Origin of the sequence: Rosistilla carotiformis, assembly GCF_007753095.1 — a bacterium.
GTDB lineage: Bacteria > Planctomycetota > Planctomycetia > Pirellulales > Pirellulaceae > Rosistilla > Rosistilla carotiformis.
In genome coordinates, this window is the sequence record NZ_CP036348.1 from 2,599,104 (window position 1) to 2,614,853 (window position 15,750).

The following is a 15,750-nucleotide window of genomic DNA, read 5'->3' on the forward strand; positions in this document are numbered from 1 at the left end:
TATCTCGTTAGGAACAAAGGGCTGAATCGGCTACAATTCTGCTTCGGAAACGAACAGAAGGCGGTTCACCCTAATTGACGAGGAATTGAACAGATGCATAACCAAGGCATTTGTGGCTCGGCTCATGCGCGACACGCATTCGAATCGTTTGGCGGCACCACGCACGAAGGCCTTTGCCTGGCCAGCCGTCGCAACTTCGTAAAGGCAAGCGCCGCCGGGATCGCTGGTCTTTCGCTCCCTACATTGCTCCAACAGCGAGCCGCAGCATCACAGGCCGGGCGCGGGATCTCATCTAACAAGTCGGTGATCCTGTTGTGGATGACCGGTGGTCCCAGCCACATCGACACGTGGGACATGAAGCCCGATCGGCCACTTAACAACCGTGGCCCCTTTTCGCCGATCAGCACCGCCATCCCCGGCGAATTCATCTGCGAGCACCTGCCGCGGCAAGCGGCGATGCTGGACAAATTCACGATCATTCGCTCGGTCGATTGCCGCAACAGCAGCCATGAACCGAACATGGTGATGCAAACAGGAAACCGCGACGCCGCCCCGCGAACAAATCGAGTGGGAGCCAATTACCCATCGATCGCCTCGATCGTCGCGAAGGAACGCGGCCCCAACCAAGCCAACATGCCGGCCTACGTCGCTTTCCAAAAAGCCGCCGGGCACGTCGGCCACGCGGGCTATCTTGGACATGCGTTCGATCCGTTCCAAGGCAACGATGCGGCGAAGCTGCCAATCTATGATGTCGTCGGCAAGGACAGCGGACGAATTTCCGACGCGTCGATGTTCAATTTCGCCAAGGACTTGAGCTTCCAACGGATCGAACAACGGCAACAACTGCTGCGACAGTTGGACCAGGTTCGCCGAAACCTGGACCATTCGCCAGCCGTTCAAACGATGGACCAATTCCAACAGCAAGCCATCCAAACCTTGACGGGCACTCATGTCCAACAAGCGTTTGACCTGCAACAGGAATCCCAGGCGACGCGCGATCGCTACGGAAACCATCTGTGGTGCCAGCAGGCACTGATGGCTCGCCGACTGGTCGAATCGGGAGTCTCGTTTGTGACGATCGATCTCAGCTACCATCCCTCCTCGGGAACCTGGGATAACCACGGCGATAACATCCCGCCCTACGGTGGGATCGAACGAGGCTTGAAGCCGTTGCTGCCTCTGTTCGACCGACTGATCACTACACTAGTTTCCGACCTCGACGAGCGGGGCATGTTGGACGACGTGATGGTGATCGCGATGGGTGAATTCGGCCGCACGCCCAACATGGGAACTCAGGGCAGCACCGATGGACGCGACCATTGGCCTCAAGTGATGTCGATGTGCTTAGCAGGTGGCGGAATGCGACACGGTCAAATCATCGGCGCGACCGAAAAAGATGGCGGCCAGATCAAGAACCGCCCGGTAACGCCGGGAGACTTGGCGGCCACGATCTATCACCACATGGAAGTCCCTCAAAACGTGACCTATGAGGATACGCGCGGCCGACCGCACTTTGCCGTCCAAGAAAACGGACGCCCAATCTCCGAATTGATTTAGCGTGGCGAAGGTTTCGCTCCAAGATTGCTAGCGGAAGCTGCTGGCAATTTGACGCGCGGCGTGTCGCCAGGCCGGACGGAAACGCGACTGAGACCTTGCCCGCCGCGGGACATCTGCGAATACTTCGCTTGGCCGGTTCGCAAAGCAAGGGAATCTCACTTGCTAGCGAAACGCTTCTTGTTGTATATCTCGATGGACTTAACGTGGCAGCGTTGATGAGCCGAAGTGCTGAAAGCACTTCGGTGCCGCACGAAATGGATGTTTTGGGCGGAGTTCGCTGTTTGGAGGATGGAATCGATGGGACGCGCTGGATCATTTCTGCTAGGTGTCGCGGTAGGTGCCGGAACACTCTATACCGCCATGAATTACCACGTCGTCCGCTCCGATGCCGGAACCCACCTGGTCCGCAAGACCGAAGTCGGTCTCGGCGGCACGTATGCCGATATCCGCGAATTCAGCATGACGGATTGGCGGCAGCGGCCGCAACTAACCCAAGCGATGCTTCAAGCCCAGCGCTCGGAACTGATGCCCGCCACGCCAACGCAGAGCCTTCAGCAGCGAGTCGGATCGATTTTTGGTGGTGTCTTGGGGCATCGACAGTAACCCGTTCGCTGCGTTCGCTACCAGCGGTTCAACCGCTACTCTTTACGACCGGCTCGTGAACGCCCTCTCTTTTGGCCGATGCTTCTTCTAGGAGCGATTTGCTAGCGTGCATCTCGCGTTACAAGCCCCCCTCTCCCGTCCCCAGCGATTTGCGGCTAATGCGTATCGCGTGGTTGATGCCGGTTGTCCCGCCTGGCCTCACCCTCGCTGCTTTGGCACGGTCGCCGCCATGAGGTTTGTCCAACGATGAAGTTCACACGAAACCACTATTTTTTGATCGGCATCCTGCTGATCTTGTTTGGAATTCAGTTTCGTCTAGTTGATTCGTTTGTGCTCAACGAACGCTGCACCAAGGCGTTGGATCGCGTGATGCGAAACACGCCCGTGGCCAGCAACGATCCATTTTCGTCGTTTGTGATGCAGGTACATCCCAATCCGACGAAACGCGTCCGCCCGCCGCGCTGGATCGGCGCCGCAATGGTTGTCAGTGGAATCGTAATCTCGTTGCACAGTTTTTCGCTCCGTCGCCACTGAGCCCACGCCCCGCCCCTGACCGCACGCCGCAGCAAGGATTGGCTGCACACCAAACCACACCTACCGCCTCACGTGACTTCGACGGATCGAACCACCGAGCGCAATCCCCCCAACCGTCGTTGGCGGGCGATTGATCATCGGAGTCCTTCCCCTATGTTCCTGTTGCCAATCGTGATCCTGCTGTTCCGCGTCTCCCCTTATGAACCGCGAGCGGTCATCAGCGTAATGTTCACCGCGCTGTTCGTTTTCGGAATTCCCACCTCGGCGGGACTGGGGGCGCAATTCGAGGATAACAAGAGCGGAGCGTTGCGACGGGAAGGATCGAAGCTAACCGAATCGGTTGGCGAAGTGGTACCGGTAGGGAACCGATGGGCGTTTGTTGGCAGCGACCAACGCACGTATCGCATCCACGAAAACCTGGCCCTACAACGGATCGTCCGCTCATTGCGTCGCGACCACGCCGACAGCCACTGGACGATCGACGGCACGATTACGGAGTTTATGGACGAAAATTATCTGGAGCTGACGCGGGCCACACGGACCTCCCAGTCGAAGCGGACGGAACTCAAAAAAGAGACACCGTAACCACTGGTTGCCTCAGGGACACGCCGCAGCCGCCGCGACGCAATTAGAGATCCAGCCGATCCAAGACGCCTCGCGGGACAGCCAGCCGAAACAGACTTTGCCCTTCGACAGACAGCTCTTTCCATTTTCGATTCAGCGAATCGCCCAACAGCGCTGCTTCGTCGTGCTTGTTCATTCCTCGCAAGCTGTTTTCGCACTGGGCCATTGCGATCGCTGTCAGATGGGGCGGCAGGTCGGGATCGTTCATCACCTGCCGGGCGAGCCGTTCGACACTTTCGGGCAAGCCTTGGTGATCGTATAGCCGCGCCAGTTGGATGCGTGCTTTGGCGGCATAGATCTTATTTTCAGTGCTGTCGGCCGGGGGAAAACTGCCCCAAACCGCTTGCCATGCGACGGGAGTGTTAATCCGCATCGCCTCGAAGAATTGTCGCTGAACCGTATCCTGCGGCTCGACCGTCGCTGCTTCAGTACTCAACAACTCGGCAACATCGGCTCGATGCCGCGCCGATACGACCCCCGCGGCCAGCCCCAACAGCGGCAATAGCAGTGCGGCCGTCCACAGCAAACGTCCCGTGTTCGGGGAAGGCTCCGCCGACATCACGCTCTGCAACGTATTGGTCGCTGCCAGCCGAACCGGCAGCGTTCCAAGCGTTTCCTGCCCACCCGATTCAACGATCTTCTTCTGAAGGTATTCGACCAGTCGCGCCGGCGTATCAAAGCGTGCTTTGGGCGCTTTGGCCATCAAACGCGCAACCACTTCTTCGATCCAAGGGGGAATATGATCGTCCATCCGCAGGGCGCTGATCCGCGGCGGCACTTCGTGCAGGTGCCGCACCGCGATCGCCAACGGGGTCTCCCCTTCAAACGGCGGCCTTCCGGTCATGACATGAAACATCGTCACGCCCAAGGAATATAAATCGCTCCGCACATCGACAGGTTTCCCCTGCACCTGTTCGGGACTCATGTACAGTGGTGTGCCCAGCGTCAATCCAACCTGCGTCAAATCGCTCTGGAAGCCGGGGTTGGCAATCCGCGCCAGCCCAAAGTCGGCGACTTTCACATCCCCTTTGTTGCTGAGCATGATGTTTTCAGGCTTGATATCACGGTGCGTGATGCCTTGTTCTGAAGCGGCGTCGAGCGCGGCGGCGACCCCCACCATCACATCCAAAGCACGCTGTAGCGACAATGGCCCTTCGCGATCGATCTGCTCCCGCAAATTGCGACCATCGACAAATTCTTGGCTGATGAAATAGCGGCCATCGGACCGGCCGACGTCATAGACTTGAACAATGTTGGGATGCGACAACTTGGCCGCCGCGCGGGCCTCGCGGCGAAAGCGTTCGACGTAGCTGTTGTCGTTGGCCAACGATGCCCGCAGAATCTTTACGGCGACCTGGCGTTCCAGCGAGACCTGCTTGGCCAGGTAGACATCCGCCATGCCACCGCGACCCAGCCGTCGCAGAATTTGCAGATCGCCCAATTGGCAACCGGTCAGATCGTTGCCGATATCGTGAGCGGTGAGCGCGTCGCCAGATGGAGTGTTGGGAGTGTCGGTCATTATCGAAGTTACTTCATGCCCGATTCGACCCCGGCTTCGATCTGTCTTTTGACAATCGAAACCAGTTTTACATCGTACTGCTTTTCGGGAACCTCCGCCCGGTGGGCGACCAAGCGAACGCGCACCAGGAACTCTCGCAAGCCTTCATCGGAGAACTCTTGGTCCAACGAATACCCCGATTCATGATTCGCTTTGGTGGAGATCGGTTCAAAAATATCAGTCATGTCCAGCTGGATGACTTTGTCCAATTCCGCCCCTCGCTGCAATCGCGAGAGATCGCGATGGCCGGCAGCTTTCTCTTCGTCGGAAAACGATTCGCGCTGTGCGATAACCGAATCGACATATTGCAGATCGCCCCAACTGAGGATCGGCGAGCGGACCAGACGCTGCATCACGCCGGCGATCTGCCAATCTTCCAGATCTCCCGATTGGCCGCGTCGGATAAAACGCCGCAACTCCGCGATCGTGGTCGCCTTGTCGTCCGGTTCCAGACGCGATTGTTCGATCAACGGGATCAACGTGCCATCGATCGTCCGCAACGCAAATTCACCGCGTTGCTGGAAAAGATAATACGTGCCCCCGGCACAGCTGATAAAAAACAGCATCGCCAACAACGCGCCCCCCGCGATCAGCGCAGGGGCCCAGGCGGCGCAACCCGACGGCTCGGGATTTTTCTCAGCAGCGGTTGCCGGATCGGTTTTATTCTGGGTGTTCAATCTTCACGACTTCAAATTTTTGAATTCCCGCGGGGACGTCGATCTCCGCAACCTGACCGACCTTCTTACCCAACAGCCCCTGCCCGATCGGACTGGTCACCAGGATCTTGCCAGCGTCCAAGTCGTCATCCCCCATTCCGACCAGGGTAAACTCCTCTTCGTCTTGGTATTTCAGATCCTTCACCGTCACTTTGCAGCCGAACACGACTTCGTCTTTGGGCAGCTGAGAAACATCCACGATGTCCGCTCGAGCGATCTTGCTTTTCAGTTCGTTAATCTTCGCCTGCAACAGCCCCTGATTCTCACGTTGGGCGTGGTATTCGGCATTCTCCTTCAGATCTCCCTCTTCGCGCGCCGCCGCCAATTTCTCGGTGATGTCGGGCATCAGCACCCCTTCCAAATGGGCGACCTCCGCTTTCAATCGATTATAACCTTCGCGGGTCATTGGTACCGATCCACTCATGGCACCTGTTCCTTCCTGCTTTAAGTGAGTTCATTCAAAATTAAAGCGATCGATTCTTGAGTCAAGAAGTCGACCGCTCGATAGACGGAAACTGTCGTTTGAACACATTTTCAAGGTTTTGCATCTATTGTGCAACCCGATCGGAATGGAGAGTCTTGGCAAAGCAGTATATAACGCCAGTGGCGGGGCATGGCAGTTCGGTTATCCCCCGTTGTCCGGTTGTCCGGGATGTAAGCTCTGCCGACCCGACGGCCTGGCGAACGACCGATCGACGACAACGCGGCCATAAAAAAATGGGAAACCAGCAAAACCGCAACGCAAACCGTTGGGTGCGTAGTCCGCAATTCGCCACCCAAGAGAAGGGGGATTGATGGCAATTCCTGTGCCAAACATTCAATATGGCCTAGTCAGCGTCGAAGGGATATGCACAATTCTTTCCAGGGATTCGTTGTGATGTCGTCACCAAACTCGGTTTGCGAAGCAGCGAATACTTGCCGGCGATCCATTCGCGGCGAACCAACCTTTCTGGAAAGCAGCCTGTCCTATGCGTCGAAATGATCTACGCAACGTCGTTATTATTGCCCACGTTGATCATGGTAAAACGACGCTCGTCGATTGCTTGCTGCGGCAAAGCAGCGAACAACGTGAATCCGATCTCCGCGGGGAACGAATCCTCGATTCCAACGATCTCGAAAAGGAGCGTGGAATCACGATCCTTTCGAAGAATATCGCGATTCCCTATCGCGGCGTGAAAATCAACGTCATCGATACCCCGGGCCACGCCGACTTTGGTGGCGAGGTCGAACGCGTCGTCCGGATGGCCGACGGTGCGTTGGTGTTGGTCGACGCCGCCGAAGGCCCTATGCCTCAAACACGTTTCGTGTTGGAGAAGGCGTTGGAAGCGGGAGTCAAGCCGATCGTTGTTATCAACAAGATCGATCGCCCCGATGCCCGTTCGATGGAGGTGCTCGACGAAGCCCTCGAATTGCTGGCGGAACTTGGCGGCGAACATTTCCTCGACGACGCTTCGTACGTCTTCGCTTCCAGCAAAGAAGGCTACGCCACCGACGACCCGACCAAGCCGGGGACCGACATGACACCGCTGCTGGATCGTTTGGTCGACGATCTTCCCGGCCCCGATGTCGAAGTCGATGCACCGCTGCAAATGTTGGTAACGACCCTCGATTGGTCCGAATACGTCGGCCGAATTGCGATCGGCCGGATCACATCGGGAACGATGTCGGCCGAACAAACCGTCGCCGTGCATCAATCGCGCGACCGAATCGCACGCCGCAAGATCGGCGGCCTGTATATCTTTGACAAATTGGGACGAGTCGAAGTCCAAAAGGCCTCGGCCGGTGAAGTCGTCGCGATCGTTGGTCTGGACGACGTCGAGATCGGCGACACGATCTGCCATCCCGACCATCCGATGCCTTTGGCTCGACTGAAAGTCGATGAACCCACGTTGGAGATGGTCTTCAGCATCAATTCATCCCCGATGGTTGGCCGCGAAGGCAAATACGTCACCACGCGCCAATTGAAGACGCGTCTGGAAAAAGAACTCGAACGAAACGTCGCCCTCCGCGTCGCACCGATCGAAGGAACCGAAGCTTACGCAGTGCGTGGCCGCGGTGTCCTGCACCTGTCGGTTTTGATCGAAACGATGCGCCGCGAAGGTTATGAATTGAGTGTCGGCAAGCCGCGCGTGGTCTTCCAAGAGATCGACGGCAAGAAGCATGAACCCTACGAAATCCTGAACGTCGAAGTCCCCGAAGAACGGATGGGGCCCGTGATGGAATTGGTCGGCCACCGCCGCGGATTGTTGGAAGACATTTCGCCGCGCGGCAGCTACCAATTGCTGCGTTTCAACATTCCCGCTCGCGGTCTGATCGGCTTGCGAACCCGGTTGCTCAACGCCACCCAAGGGACCGCGATCATTCACCATCGCTTCGACAGCTACCGTCCCGTCGAAGGCGAAGTGCCGACGCGCAGCAACGGCGTGTTGGTCTCGATGACCAGCGGCAAAGCAGTTCCGTTTTCGCTGTTTACGCTGCAAGACCGCAGCGAATTGTTCGTCCGCCCCGGCGATGAAATTTACGAGGGGATGATCGTTGGCGAAAACGTGCGCGACAACGACATGACCGTCAACCCAACCCGCGAGAAGAAGTTGACGAACATGCGGGCCTCGGGAAGTGATGACAACGTCGTCCTCAAGCCGGCGCGTGAGCTGTTCCTCGAAGCAGCGCTTGAGTTCATCGAAGACGATGAACTTGTCGAGATCACCCCGTTGAGCATCCGGCTGCGAAAAGCGGTTCTGCGGGAATCCGATCGCCGCCGCATCAGCCGTTCGGGGTCCAACGCGTAACGCGATCCGATTTGGAAGACTCTGCCCGATCGCGGGCAGAGCGAACCGGTTGGCCGGTTTAGACGATTGCGGTCTTGGAGGGTTGATCGGGCTGTTCGATCACAAATCGCGGGACCGCGTATCCGGGCAACCTCGTTCGCAATCCTTCGATCAGCTCGCAACCTCGTTCTTTTGAGACGTCAAAGTGAGCTGCCCCGGCGACCTGATCCAGCTTGTGCAGGTAATAAGGGGTCACGCGGAGATCGATCAGCCGCCGGCAGAGATCGGTCAGCGCGTCGAGGTCGTCGTTGACGCCGCGCAACAGCACCGCCTGGTTCATCACCGGGATGCCGCGATCGATCAAACGCCCCAGTCCTTGCCCGACCTCGTCGTCCAGTTCGTTGGCGTGATTCGAATGCACGACCATCCACACGGTTAGCCGCGAAGCGGTCAGCATCGTGACCAGAGCATCGTTGACCCGCGACGGCAGCACGATCGGCAATCGGCTGTGGATCCGCAACCGCCGCAGATGCGGAATCGATTCCAGGGCATCGATCAAACGAGCCAAGACCGGATCGGTCAGCATCAACGGATCGCCGCCGCTGAGCAAGACTTCTTCGATCGATTCGTCAGCGGCAATTTCATCGAGCGCCGGCCGCCACTGGTCGATCGAGTGGGGGACTTCGGAGTAAGGGAAATGTCGGCGGAAACAATAGCGACAATGGATCGCGCACGCCCCGGTCGTTACCAGCAGAACACGACCGGCGTACTTATGGATCAACCCGCCACAGCGTGTGAAGTTCGCCTCCTGCAGCGGATCGCCGCTAAACCCCTCCACCGCCTCGGTTTCGCTGGCCGCCGGAAAGACCTGCCGCAGGAGCGGGTCGCGCGGATCGCCGGGACGAATCCGCGACAGGAACTCACGCGTTACGAAGACCGGAAAGTCGGTGGCGGCTTGAGAGGAAGGAGCGATCGCGCCTTGTAGACCCAGCAATTCGACCAGTTCTTGCCCCGAACGGATGGCATTTTTCAGCTGAAACTGCCAGTGCGCAGAACTCTCCGACCGGGCGCGGACAGGATTTGTCGGATTCGCTAGAATCGGAACCTTCATTTAGACAGTTCTCTTAGAAACTTGGTGCGGTGGGGCTTGAAGCTCCCGCGTGGGAACTGGGCGACGGGTTCGGAGGCGAGGCATGCCGGCCTGTATTCAAATCAATTTGGGAGTTTAGGACCAGTGGCAACGTACAACACAAGCGATTTCCGTAGGGGCCTCAAGGTTCAGATCGATGGCGAACCCTACCTGATGACCGAGATGACGTTCGTCAAGCCCGGCAAGGGGAACGCCATGTATAAATGCCGGCTGCGAAATCTTGTTCGTGGCACGTCGCTTGACCGTACCTATAAAGGGGGCGATTCGCTGGAGTCGGCCGATGTCGAAGAAATCGACACCCAGTTCCTCTATCGCCAAGGCGATGGATTTGTCTTCATGGACAGCAAGACTTTCGATCAATACGAACTGACCGCCGAACAAGTTGACGATGCGTGGAAGTACCTCAAAGATGGTATCTCCTGCACGCTGACGCTTTATAACGGCAACCCGATCGTGATGAGTCCTCCGAACCATGTCGAGATGGAAATCATCGAATGCCAACCGGGAGCCAAGGGAGACACGGCGACCAATGTCACCAAACCAGCCAAGGTAGAAACAGGTGCCGAAATCACGGTCCCTGGTTTTATCAAAGAGGGTAACGTGATCAAAATTGATACACGAACCGGCGCGTACGTCGAACGCGTCAACAACTAAGTTATTCGCCCTCGCGTCAACTTGGCACTGCGATACCTTGGGATCGCAGCGAACGTTTTCGTTGACGCTTCCCCTACGCTTCCCGATTCCAAAGGCCTTCACGTCTCATGTTCTTGTCGATCGATGGCATTGATGGTGCGGGCAAAACGACTCAATTGGAGCGTTTGTGCGCCGGGTTGCGCGCGGCGGGAACGGACGTCGAATTTGTCCGTGACCCGGGCAGCACCCCAGCGGGGGAAGCGATCCGCGGGCTGTTGTTGGACAGCGATTTGGAAATGCACCGTCGCTGCGAAGCGTTGCTGTACATGGCCGCCCGAGCGCAGTTGGTGGAAGCCAGGATTCGGCCTGCGATCACGGCCGGTAAGACGGTGGTCTCGGACCGATACTTGTTAGCAAATGTTGTCTACCAAAGTGTCGGTGGCGAGACAGAGCCCGATCAGCTGTGGGAACTGGGACAGATCGCAACCGCGGGGATCGCGCCAGACCTGACGATCCTGTTGGATCTGCCTGCCGAAACCGCGGCGCTGCGGCGTCGCGGCCCCGCCGACCGCGTGGAACGACGCGGCGTCGAATATATGGAACAGGTCCGGCAAGCGTTCCTGAAACAACTGCCACGCTGCCAAGGCGCGACCGCGGTGATCGACGCGGGGCAGGAGATCGATGCCGTTTGGGAGGCGATTCGCCAGGCGGTCGCCGCCACGGTAGGCCAGCAAGTCCTTTGAATTCGCCAGTCCGAGAAGCTCAAATCACGTCGAAGGCTGCTGTCATGCAATGGGACGACTACATCGGTCACGCGCAACAGAAGGAATGGTTCGCCACGGCGCTCCGCAACGGGCGGCTGGGAAGCACGTTTTTGTTTGTCGGCCCCGCTGCGATCGGCAAACAAACCTTTGCGACCTTGCTGGCTAAAACGCTACTGTGCGTTAACAATCCTCCCGATCAAATGCAGCCCTGCGGTCACTGTGAATCGTGCATTCAAGTCGACGCGAAAACGCACCCCGATCTTTTGCGAGTCGAAAAGCCGGCCGACAAATCGGTGATCCCGGTGGAAAAATTAGTCGGGCCCCGAGAATCGCGAATGCAAGAAGGGCTGTGTCACGACATCCGTTTGCGTTCCTATTACGGACGCCGCAAGATTGCAATCCTCGACGACGCCGACCACTTGAACCAAGAGGGGGCCAATTGCCTGCTGAAGACGCTCGAAGAGCCCCCTGTGGGTTCGATCGTGATCTTGATCGGAACCAGCTTGCAGCGGCAACTGCCCACGATTCGCAGCCGCGCTCAAGCGATTCGGTTCGCCGAACTAGAGCCCGCCGAAGCCAAACAGCTGCTGCAGCGTAGCGAGATCGAAGCCGATGAGGCGGCGATTGAACAGGCGCTGCAACTCGCCGGCGGCGACCTCTCCCAAGCCGCCGAGATCTTGAACGAAGAATCGCAGCAATTCCGCACTGCGTTGGCGGAAACGTTGCAGCCCCACCCGATCAACGCGATCGAACTGGCCAGCCTCGTTTCAGACTATGTGAACGCTGCCGGGCAAGACGCAACCGATCGCCGTGGGCGGATGCGACAGGTCTTCCGCACCGTGATCGAATTCTACCGAACGCAAATGCTTCAGACCTGCCAAACGCAGCAAGCGTCGGATCCGGCGATGGAACGGATTCTGTATCGGATGGATCGTTGTGTCGAAGCGATCAACCAAGTCGATCGCAATGCGAACCAGCAGACCTTGGTCGAAAGTTGGTCTTGGGATCTGCAACGCGGAAAACCGCTGATCTAACCGCAAACTTGGCGGCGAATGTTGCGGGAAAAGTGAATGCATTTGATTTACTGGCAATTTTGCACTGGACGCAAACTTTAGGAATTGTCTAACGTTCTTGCTGGACGCTGCGTACCGTGTCCGTGATTTTTAAACCATTGCCGGGTGTCAGGGAGGACGCACGTGCAAACGATAAAAACTGCCGTCGTAACCATATTATTGCTTGTCGTCTTGTACGGGGCTTATGTTGCTATCAACACGCCTCCGGTGATGATGCCTGATGAATTGCAGGCATTAGTCGAACAGGATGGATTGCAGATCGATGATGGCGCGATCGATGTCCCTGAGATCGAAGTCCCGCCGTTTGGCGATTCGTTCGGTGGAACGATCAGCGCCACGCAAGATGGTGTCGTCGCCTCGCTGTCTTCGGTACCCGAATCGGACAATACGTCGACAAATTCCGACGCGCTCAGCGGGCTGCCGCCACTGAATTTTGGTTCCGATGAATCCGAGTCCCAAAAAGACGACCCTTCGGCGGCACCTTTGATGACGTTGGCACTTCCCAAGCCAACCGATGAAGGCCCCGCGGTCGTCGCCGATCCACAGCAATCATATCCCGAAACTCCCATGGCTGGGTTGTCGTTGAGCGGTCCCGGTGGAACCGCTAGCGAAGAAGCCCAACCCGAGGAAACCCCTCAACCTGCCGAGGCCTCGCTCTCGGATTCCGGATCCGGCTTCCAGATGCCATCGGGGCCGGCTTCGCCGCCCGCGGATGCACCGGCAGCCGAAACGCCTAGCAGCGATTCCGCTGCGGGTATCGATAACGCGATTCAAACTGCCGATCGCCAAGTCGCGGCGGGAGAGTTGCGTGAAGCTTTGTTTACGTTGAGTCTGTTTTATGGCAGCCCCGATCTGACTGCGGAACAAACCGCGCAACTGATGCCTCGCTTGAATGCGTTGGCCGGTGAAGTCGTCTACTCACAACGCCACCTGGTCGAATCGGCCTACCGCGTTCAACCCGGCGATACACTGCAAGCGATCGCGGCAGCTCGTCGCGTGCCGGTGCAGGTGTTAGCGAACATCAACGGCATTTCCGATCCTGCGTCGCTCGTTCCCGGAACCGAATTAAAAGTCTTTACCGGGCCGTTTCGAGCCGAGGTTAACCTTTCCAAGTCGCAATTGGCACTGTTCTTGGGCGATCTGTTTGCCGGATCGTTTACTGTAAAAACGGGGACCAGCCCCGCGCCGACCGAAGGCACTTTTGCAATCCAAGCCAAGCAGAAGGCGCGTGCCTACTACGGCATGGACGGCACGACCTTTGCCGCCGGTGATCCGCGGAATCCGTATGGGGACTTCTGGATCGACTTGGGCGATCGTTTGAGCATTCACGGCAGCCCTAGCATGCAGCCGGGTGTCAGTGGATTGGGTTGCATTCAGATGAATACTGCCGACGCACGCGATGTTTACGGCATCCTATCGGAAGGCTCATCGGTGACGATTCGCCGCTAACCGCTGGCGAGAAAATAACGTCAGGCGGCTAGCGCGGCTGCGTTCGGACAGGATGCCTGACGACGCATGCCATGCGTCCCCGTCAGCCGATGACGACGATCTGCACGTCTCCTTCCTTGCGTTCGACGTTCATGCCGACGTCGCGCCGGTGGCGGTGGAATGCGAGATCGACCACCCCTTCGCCAACCCGCAAATTTTGGATCCGCACCCAATTCAGAAAGTCGGGCAAGCGCGGGTTCTCGAACCGGATCTGTGGTTTCGTCGGCGAAAACTCGAGACCGAGCATGCTTTGCAGCAGCAGGAAGACCGCCCCAGTCGCCCACGCTTGGGGCGAACAGGCGACCGGATACAAGGTCGGTGCATGACCGGGCATTCGATCGAAGCCACAAAACAATTCGGGCAGTCGATGCAGGTCGTTGAATAGCGAAGCGTCGAACAGGCCCGTGGTCACGCGAGCGCATTCCTCGCGGAAACCATACCGCGCCAGGCCGGCAGCGCAGATCGCGGTATCGTGCGGCCAGACCGATCCGTTGTGATAAGACATCGGATTAAATCGCACCTCGCCGTCGCTGATCGTGCGAATGCCCCAACCGTTGAATGTCCGCGGATCGAGCAAGGTGGCGGCGACCGAAGTCGCGTGAGTTTCGTCGACGATGCCGCTGTACAACAAGTGCCCCGCATTGCTGTTCCGCACTTCGCAAGGTTGCTTGTCGCCGTCCAACGCGATCGCGTAGGTACCAAGCGAATGGACCCAGAACGCTTCGTTGAACTTGAGTTTCAATTCATCCGCTTGTTGGCGAAGTTCGCCCGCCCAAGCATCGTCGTCCATGACTTCGGCAAGCTCTGCCGCCAGCAGCTTCGCCTGGTAGACATATCCCTGCACCTCGCTGGCTGCGATCGCGCCCCCGGCTGCGCGGCCATCGCTGTGAAAAATCGAATCGTTGCTGTCTTTCCAACACTGGTGGGTGAGGCCGCGATCGTTGTGCGATTGGTATTCGACGAAGCCGTCCCCGTCAACATCTCCATAATCGTCGATCCATGCGATCGCGCGGCGGATGTTGGGCCAGATGAATTCGATGAATCCGCGGTCGCCGGAGCGGCGGAAGTATTGGCCGGCGAGCACGACGAACAATGGAGTCGCATCGACGGTGCCGTAGTAGCGTTTGAAGGGCACTTCGCCCAGCGTCGCCATCTCCCCATCGCGCATCTCGTGCACGATTTTTCCCGGTTCGGATTCGACCAGCGGATCGACCTCTGTCGCCTGAGTCGCCGCTAAAAAACTCAGCACCCCGCGCGACAGCTTGGGTCGCACCCACAGCGTCTCCAACGCGGTGATGATCCCGTCGCGGCCAAACGGCGTCGCGAACCAAGGGACCCCGGCATACGGATATCGTCCGTAAATCGTGTCGGAGATCAACATGTCCAGGTCGGCATTGCTGCGATTCAACCAACCGTTGAACTCTTCATTGGACGTAAAAATCTCGGTCCGTTCGGATTCCGTTTCGCGGATTCGCGACGTCCAACCCGCGACCGCTTCGGCGTGATTGCGAGGGGGCGTTTCGGGTTTCTTCACATGTCCCGGTCTTTCGGTCCGGCATTCCGCCATCGCGTGCAGCGTTGTCTCGCCGCCGCCGTCAAGTCGCACGCGAAGGATGCAGCGGTGGCGGTCGATCGATTCGATCTCCCCTTCGAACGCGAGGCTGACGTGCCGCTGTTGATCATCCAGCCCGCGATACGCCAGCTTGACGATCGAGTCGACGATCTCGGGGGGCAGCAATTCGCCCCGCTTCTCGCGGCGTTCCCCACGCACTTCAAAGATGTCGCGGAAATCGGCATCGAAGCGATACTCGATGGTCAGTTCGATCGGACAGCGAGAATAATTCTTCAGTCGCAGATGTTCGTAGAATCCGCCGCCGTCGAGCAGCATGCTGCGGAAGACATGCAGCGTTCCCTGCGGCAGCACGTGCCCGATTTGAGGAAGTTCCGGTGTGGTCATCTGGACGACCAGCGAACTGTTGTCCTCTTTCATCGTCGAATTCAGCAACAGCGGACGCTTGTTGTTGATCAACAGTTCCCAATTCGAGAGGAAGCGCGTGCCGAGATGGTACAGCCCCTGTTCCGATTCCCCCGCCGTTCCCACTTCGCCCAATCGGTCGAAGATCGCAAACGTGTCTCCTTGTTTGAGAACTTGAATGTCGGCCGGAGCGCGATTGGTTTGGGCTTGAACGTCCCAATCGGTCGTCCCGTTTTCAACTTTCCCTGGCAGAGGTGTATTCATCGTGATCTCGCATTGCAGTGCCGTTAGAAAACCATTGAATCAT

14 protein-coding genes are annotated in these 15,750 nt (G+C 58.0%); 9 read left to right on the forward strand and 5 right to left on the reverse strand.

Annotated features, from left to right (window positions below; all coding sequences use genetic code 11):
* The first annotated feature begins 93 nt into the window (after window positions 1-93).
* The 4 genes from Poly24_RS09615 (at window position 94) to Poly24_RS09630 (ending at window position 3,279) form a co-directional block, all read left to right on the forward strand.
* Entirely contained in the window at window positions 94-1,557 is a 1,464-nt protein-coding gene (locus Poly24_RS09615) for a DUF1501 domain-containing protein (RefSeq protein ID WP_145093900.1), read from the forward strand.
* Between the two features lie 297 nt (window positions 1,558-1,854).
* Window positions 1,855-2,160, forward strand: coding sequence for a hypothetical protein (locus Poly24_RS09620; protein WP_145093903.1), 306 nt, complete (start codon window positions 1,855-1,857; stop codon window positions 2,158-2,160).
* 246 nt (window positions 2,161-2,406) lie between these two features.
* Window positions 2,407-2,694 (forward strand): hypothetical protein, encoded by a 288-nt coding sequence (locus tag Poly24_RS09625; RefSeq protein ID WP_145093906.1) that lies wholly within the window; start codon window positions 2,407-2,409, stop codon window positions 2,692-2,694.
* A 153-nt stretch (window positions 2,695-2,847) separates the two neighbouring features.
* Entirely contained in the window at window positions 2,848-3,279 is a 432-nt protein-coding gene (locus Poly24_RS09630) for a hypothetical protein (protein WP_145093909.1), read from the forward strand.
* Window positions 3,280-3,322: 43 nt separating this feature from the next.
* On the opposite strand, the gene Poly24_RS09635 is transcribed toward Poly24_RS09630, so the two are convergent.
* The 3 genes from Poly24_RS09635 to greA are packed head-to-tail and all read right to left on the reverse strand — an operon-like array spanning window position 3,323 to window position 6,016.
* Window positions 3,323-4,837 (reverse strand): serine/threonine-protein kinase, encoded by a 1,515-nt coding sequence (locus tag Poly24_RS09635; RefSeq protein WP_145093912.1) that lies wholly within the window; start codon window positions 4,835-4,837, stop codon window positions 3,323-3,325.
* A gap of 8 nt (window positions 4,838-4,845) precedes the next feature.
* Window positions 4,846-5,553: a hypothetical protein gene (locus Poly24_RS09640; protein ID WP_145093915.1), complete on the reverse strand. Its 708-nt coding sequence runs from the start codon at window positions 5,551-5,553 to the stop codon at window positions 4,846-4,848.
* On the reverse strand, window positions 5,537-6,016 hold the full coding sequence (gene greA / locus Poly24_RS09645; protein ID WP_145093918.1) for a transcription elongation factor GreA: 480 nt from the start codon (window positions 6,014-6,016) through the stop codon (window positions 5,537-5,539). The genes Poly24_RS09640 and greA overlap by 17 nt, the downstream gene beginning before the upstream one ends.
* 544 nt (window positions 6,017-6,560) lie before the next feature.
* On the opposite strand from greA, the gene typA reads away from it, so the two are divergent.
* Window positions 6,561-8,381 carry a translational GTPase TypA gene (gene typA, locus Poly24_RS09650; RefSeq protein ID WP_145093922.1) on the forward strand — a complete coding sequence of 607 codons (1,821 nt, stop codon included), beginning with the start codon at window positions 6,561-6,563 and terminating at the stop codon, window positions 8,379-8,381.
* A 58-nt stretch (window positions 8,382-8,439) separates the two neighbouring features.
* Here typA and epmB read toward each other — a convergent pair whose 3' ends face one another.
* Window positions 8,440-9,471 carry an EF-P beta-lysylation protein EpmB gene (epmB, locus tag Poly24_RS09655; protein WP_145093925.1) on the reverse strand — a complete coding sequence of 344 codons (1,032 nt, stop codon included), beginning with the start codon at window positions 9,469-9,471 and terminating at the stop codon, window positions 8,440-8,442.
* Between the two features lie 123 nt (window positions 9,472-9,594).
* Here epmB and efp point away from each other — a divergent pair, with 123 nt between their 5' ends.
* The 4 genes from efp (at window position 9,595) to Poly24_RS09675 (ending at window position 13,429) form a co-directional block, all read left to right on the forward strand.
* A complete protein-coding gene (efp, locus tag Poly24_RS09660) occupies window positions 9,595-10,164 on the forward strand; it encodes an elongation factor P (protein ID WP_145093928.1) in 570 nt (189 codons plus the stop codon).
* A 107-nt stretch (window positions 10,165-10,271) separates the two neighbouring features.
* Window positions 10,272-10,886, forward strand: coding sequence for a dTMP kinase (tmk, locus tag Poly24_RS09665; protein ID WP_145093931.1), 615 nt, complete (start codon window positions 10,272-10,274; stop codon window positions 10,884-10,886).
* Between the two features lie 44 nt (window positions 10,887-10,930).
* Window positions 10,931-11,941 (forward strand): DNA polymerase III subunit, encoded by a 1,011-nt coding sequence (locus Poly24_RS09670; protein ID WP_145093934.1) that lies wholly within the window; start codon window positions 10,931-10,933, stop codon window positions 11,939-11,941.
* Window positions 11,942-12,103: 162 nt separating this feature from the next.
* Window positions 12,104-13,429, forward strand: coding sequence for a L,D-transpeptidase family protein (locus Poly24_RS09675; protein WP_145093937.1), 1,326 nt, complete (start codon window positions 12,104-12,106; stop codon window positions 13,427-13,429).
* Between the two features lie 82 nt (window positions 13,430-13,511).
* Here the strand turns inward: Poly24_RS09675 and Poly24_RS09680 are convergent, their stop codons facing one another.
* Window positions 13,512-15,707 (reverse strand): amylo-alpha-1,6-glucosidase, encoded by a 2,196-nt coding sequence (locus tag Poly24_RS09680; protein ID WP_145093940.1) that lies wholly within the window; start codon window positions 15,705-15,707, stop codon window positions 13,512-13,514.
* Between the last annotated feature and the right edge of the window lie 43 nt (window positions 15,708-15,750).

Excerpts from the sequence above, each read along its gene's own strand:
- Poly24_RS09670 (WP_145093934.1), top strand. The coding sequence starts at position 10,931 with ATGCAATGGGACGACTACATCGGTCACGCGCAACAGAAGGAATGGTTC.
- Poly24_RS09625 (WP_145093906.1), top strand. The coding sequence starts at position 2,407 with ATGAAGTTCACACGAAACCACTATTTTTTGATCGGCATCCTGCTGATC.
- Poly24_RS09630 (WP_145093909.1), top strand. The coding sequence starts at position 2,848 with ATGTTCCTGTTGCCAATCGTGATCCTGCTGTTCCGCGTCTCCCCTTAT.
- typA (WP_145093922.1), top strand. The coding sequence starts at position 6,561 with ATGCGTCGAAATGATCTACGCAACGTCGTTATTATTGCCCACGTTGAT.
- tmk (WP_145093931.1), top strand. The coding sequence starts at position 10,272 with ATGTTCTTGTCGATCGATGGCATTGATGGTGCGGGCAAAACGACTCAA.
- epmB (WP_145093925.1), bottom strand. The coding sequence starts at position 9,471 with ATGAAGGTTCCGATTCTAGCGAATCCGACAAATCCTGTCCGCGCCCGG.
- Poly24_RS09680 (WP_145093940.1), bottom strand. The coding sequence starts at position 15,707 with ATGAATACACCTCTGCCAGGGAAAGTTGAAAACGGGACGACCGATTGG.
- Poly24_RS09620 (WP_145093903.1), top strand. The coding sequence starts at position 1,855 with ATGGGACGCGCTGGATCATTTCTGCTAGGTGTCGCGGTAGGTGCCGGA.
- Poly24_RS09615 (WP_145093900.1), top strand. The coding sequence starts at position 94 with ATGCATAACCAAGGCATTTGTGGCTCGGCTCATGCGCGACACGCATTC.
- greA (WP_145093918.1), bottom strand. The coding sequence starts at position 6,016 with ATGAGTGGATCGGTACCAATGACCCGCGAAGGTTATAATCGATTGAAA.
- Poly24_RS09635 (WP_145093912.1), bottom strand. The coding sequence starts at position 4,837 with ATGACCGACACTCCCAACACTCCATCTGGCGACGCGCTCACCGCTCAC.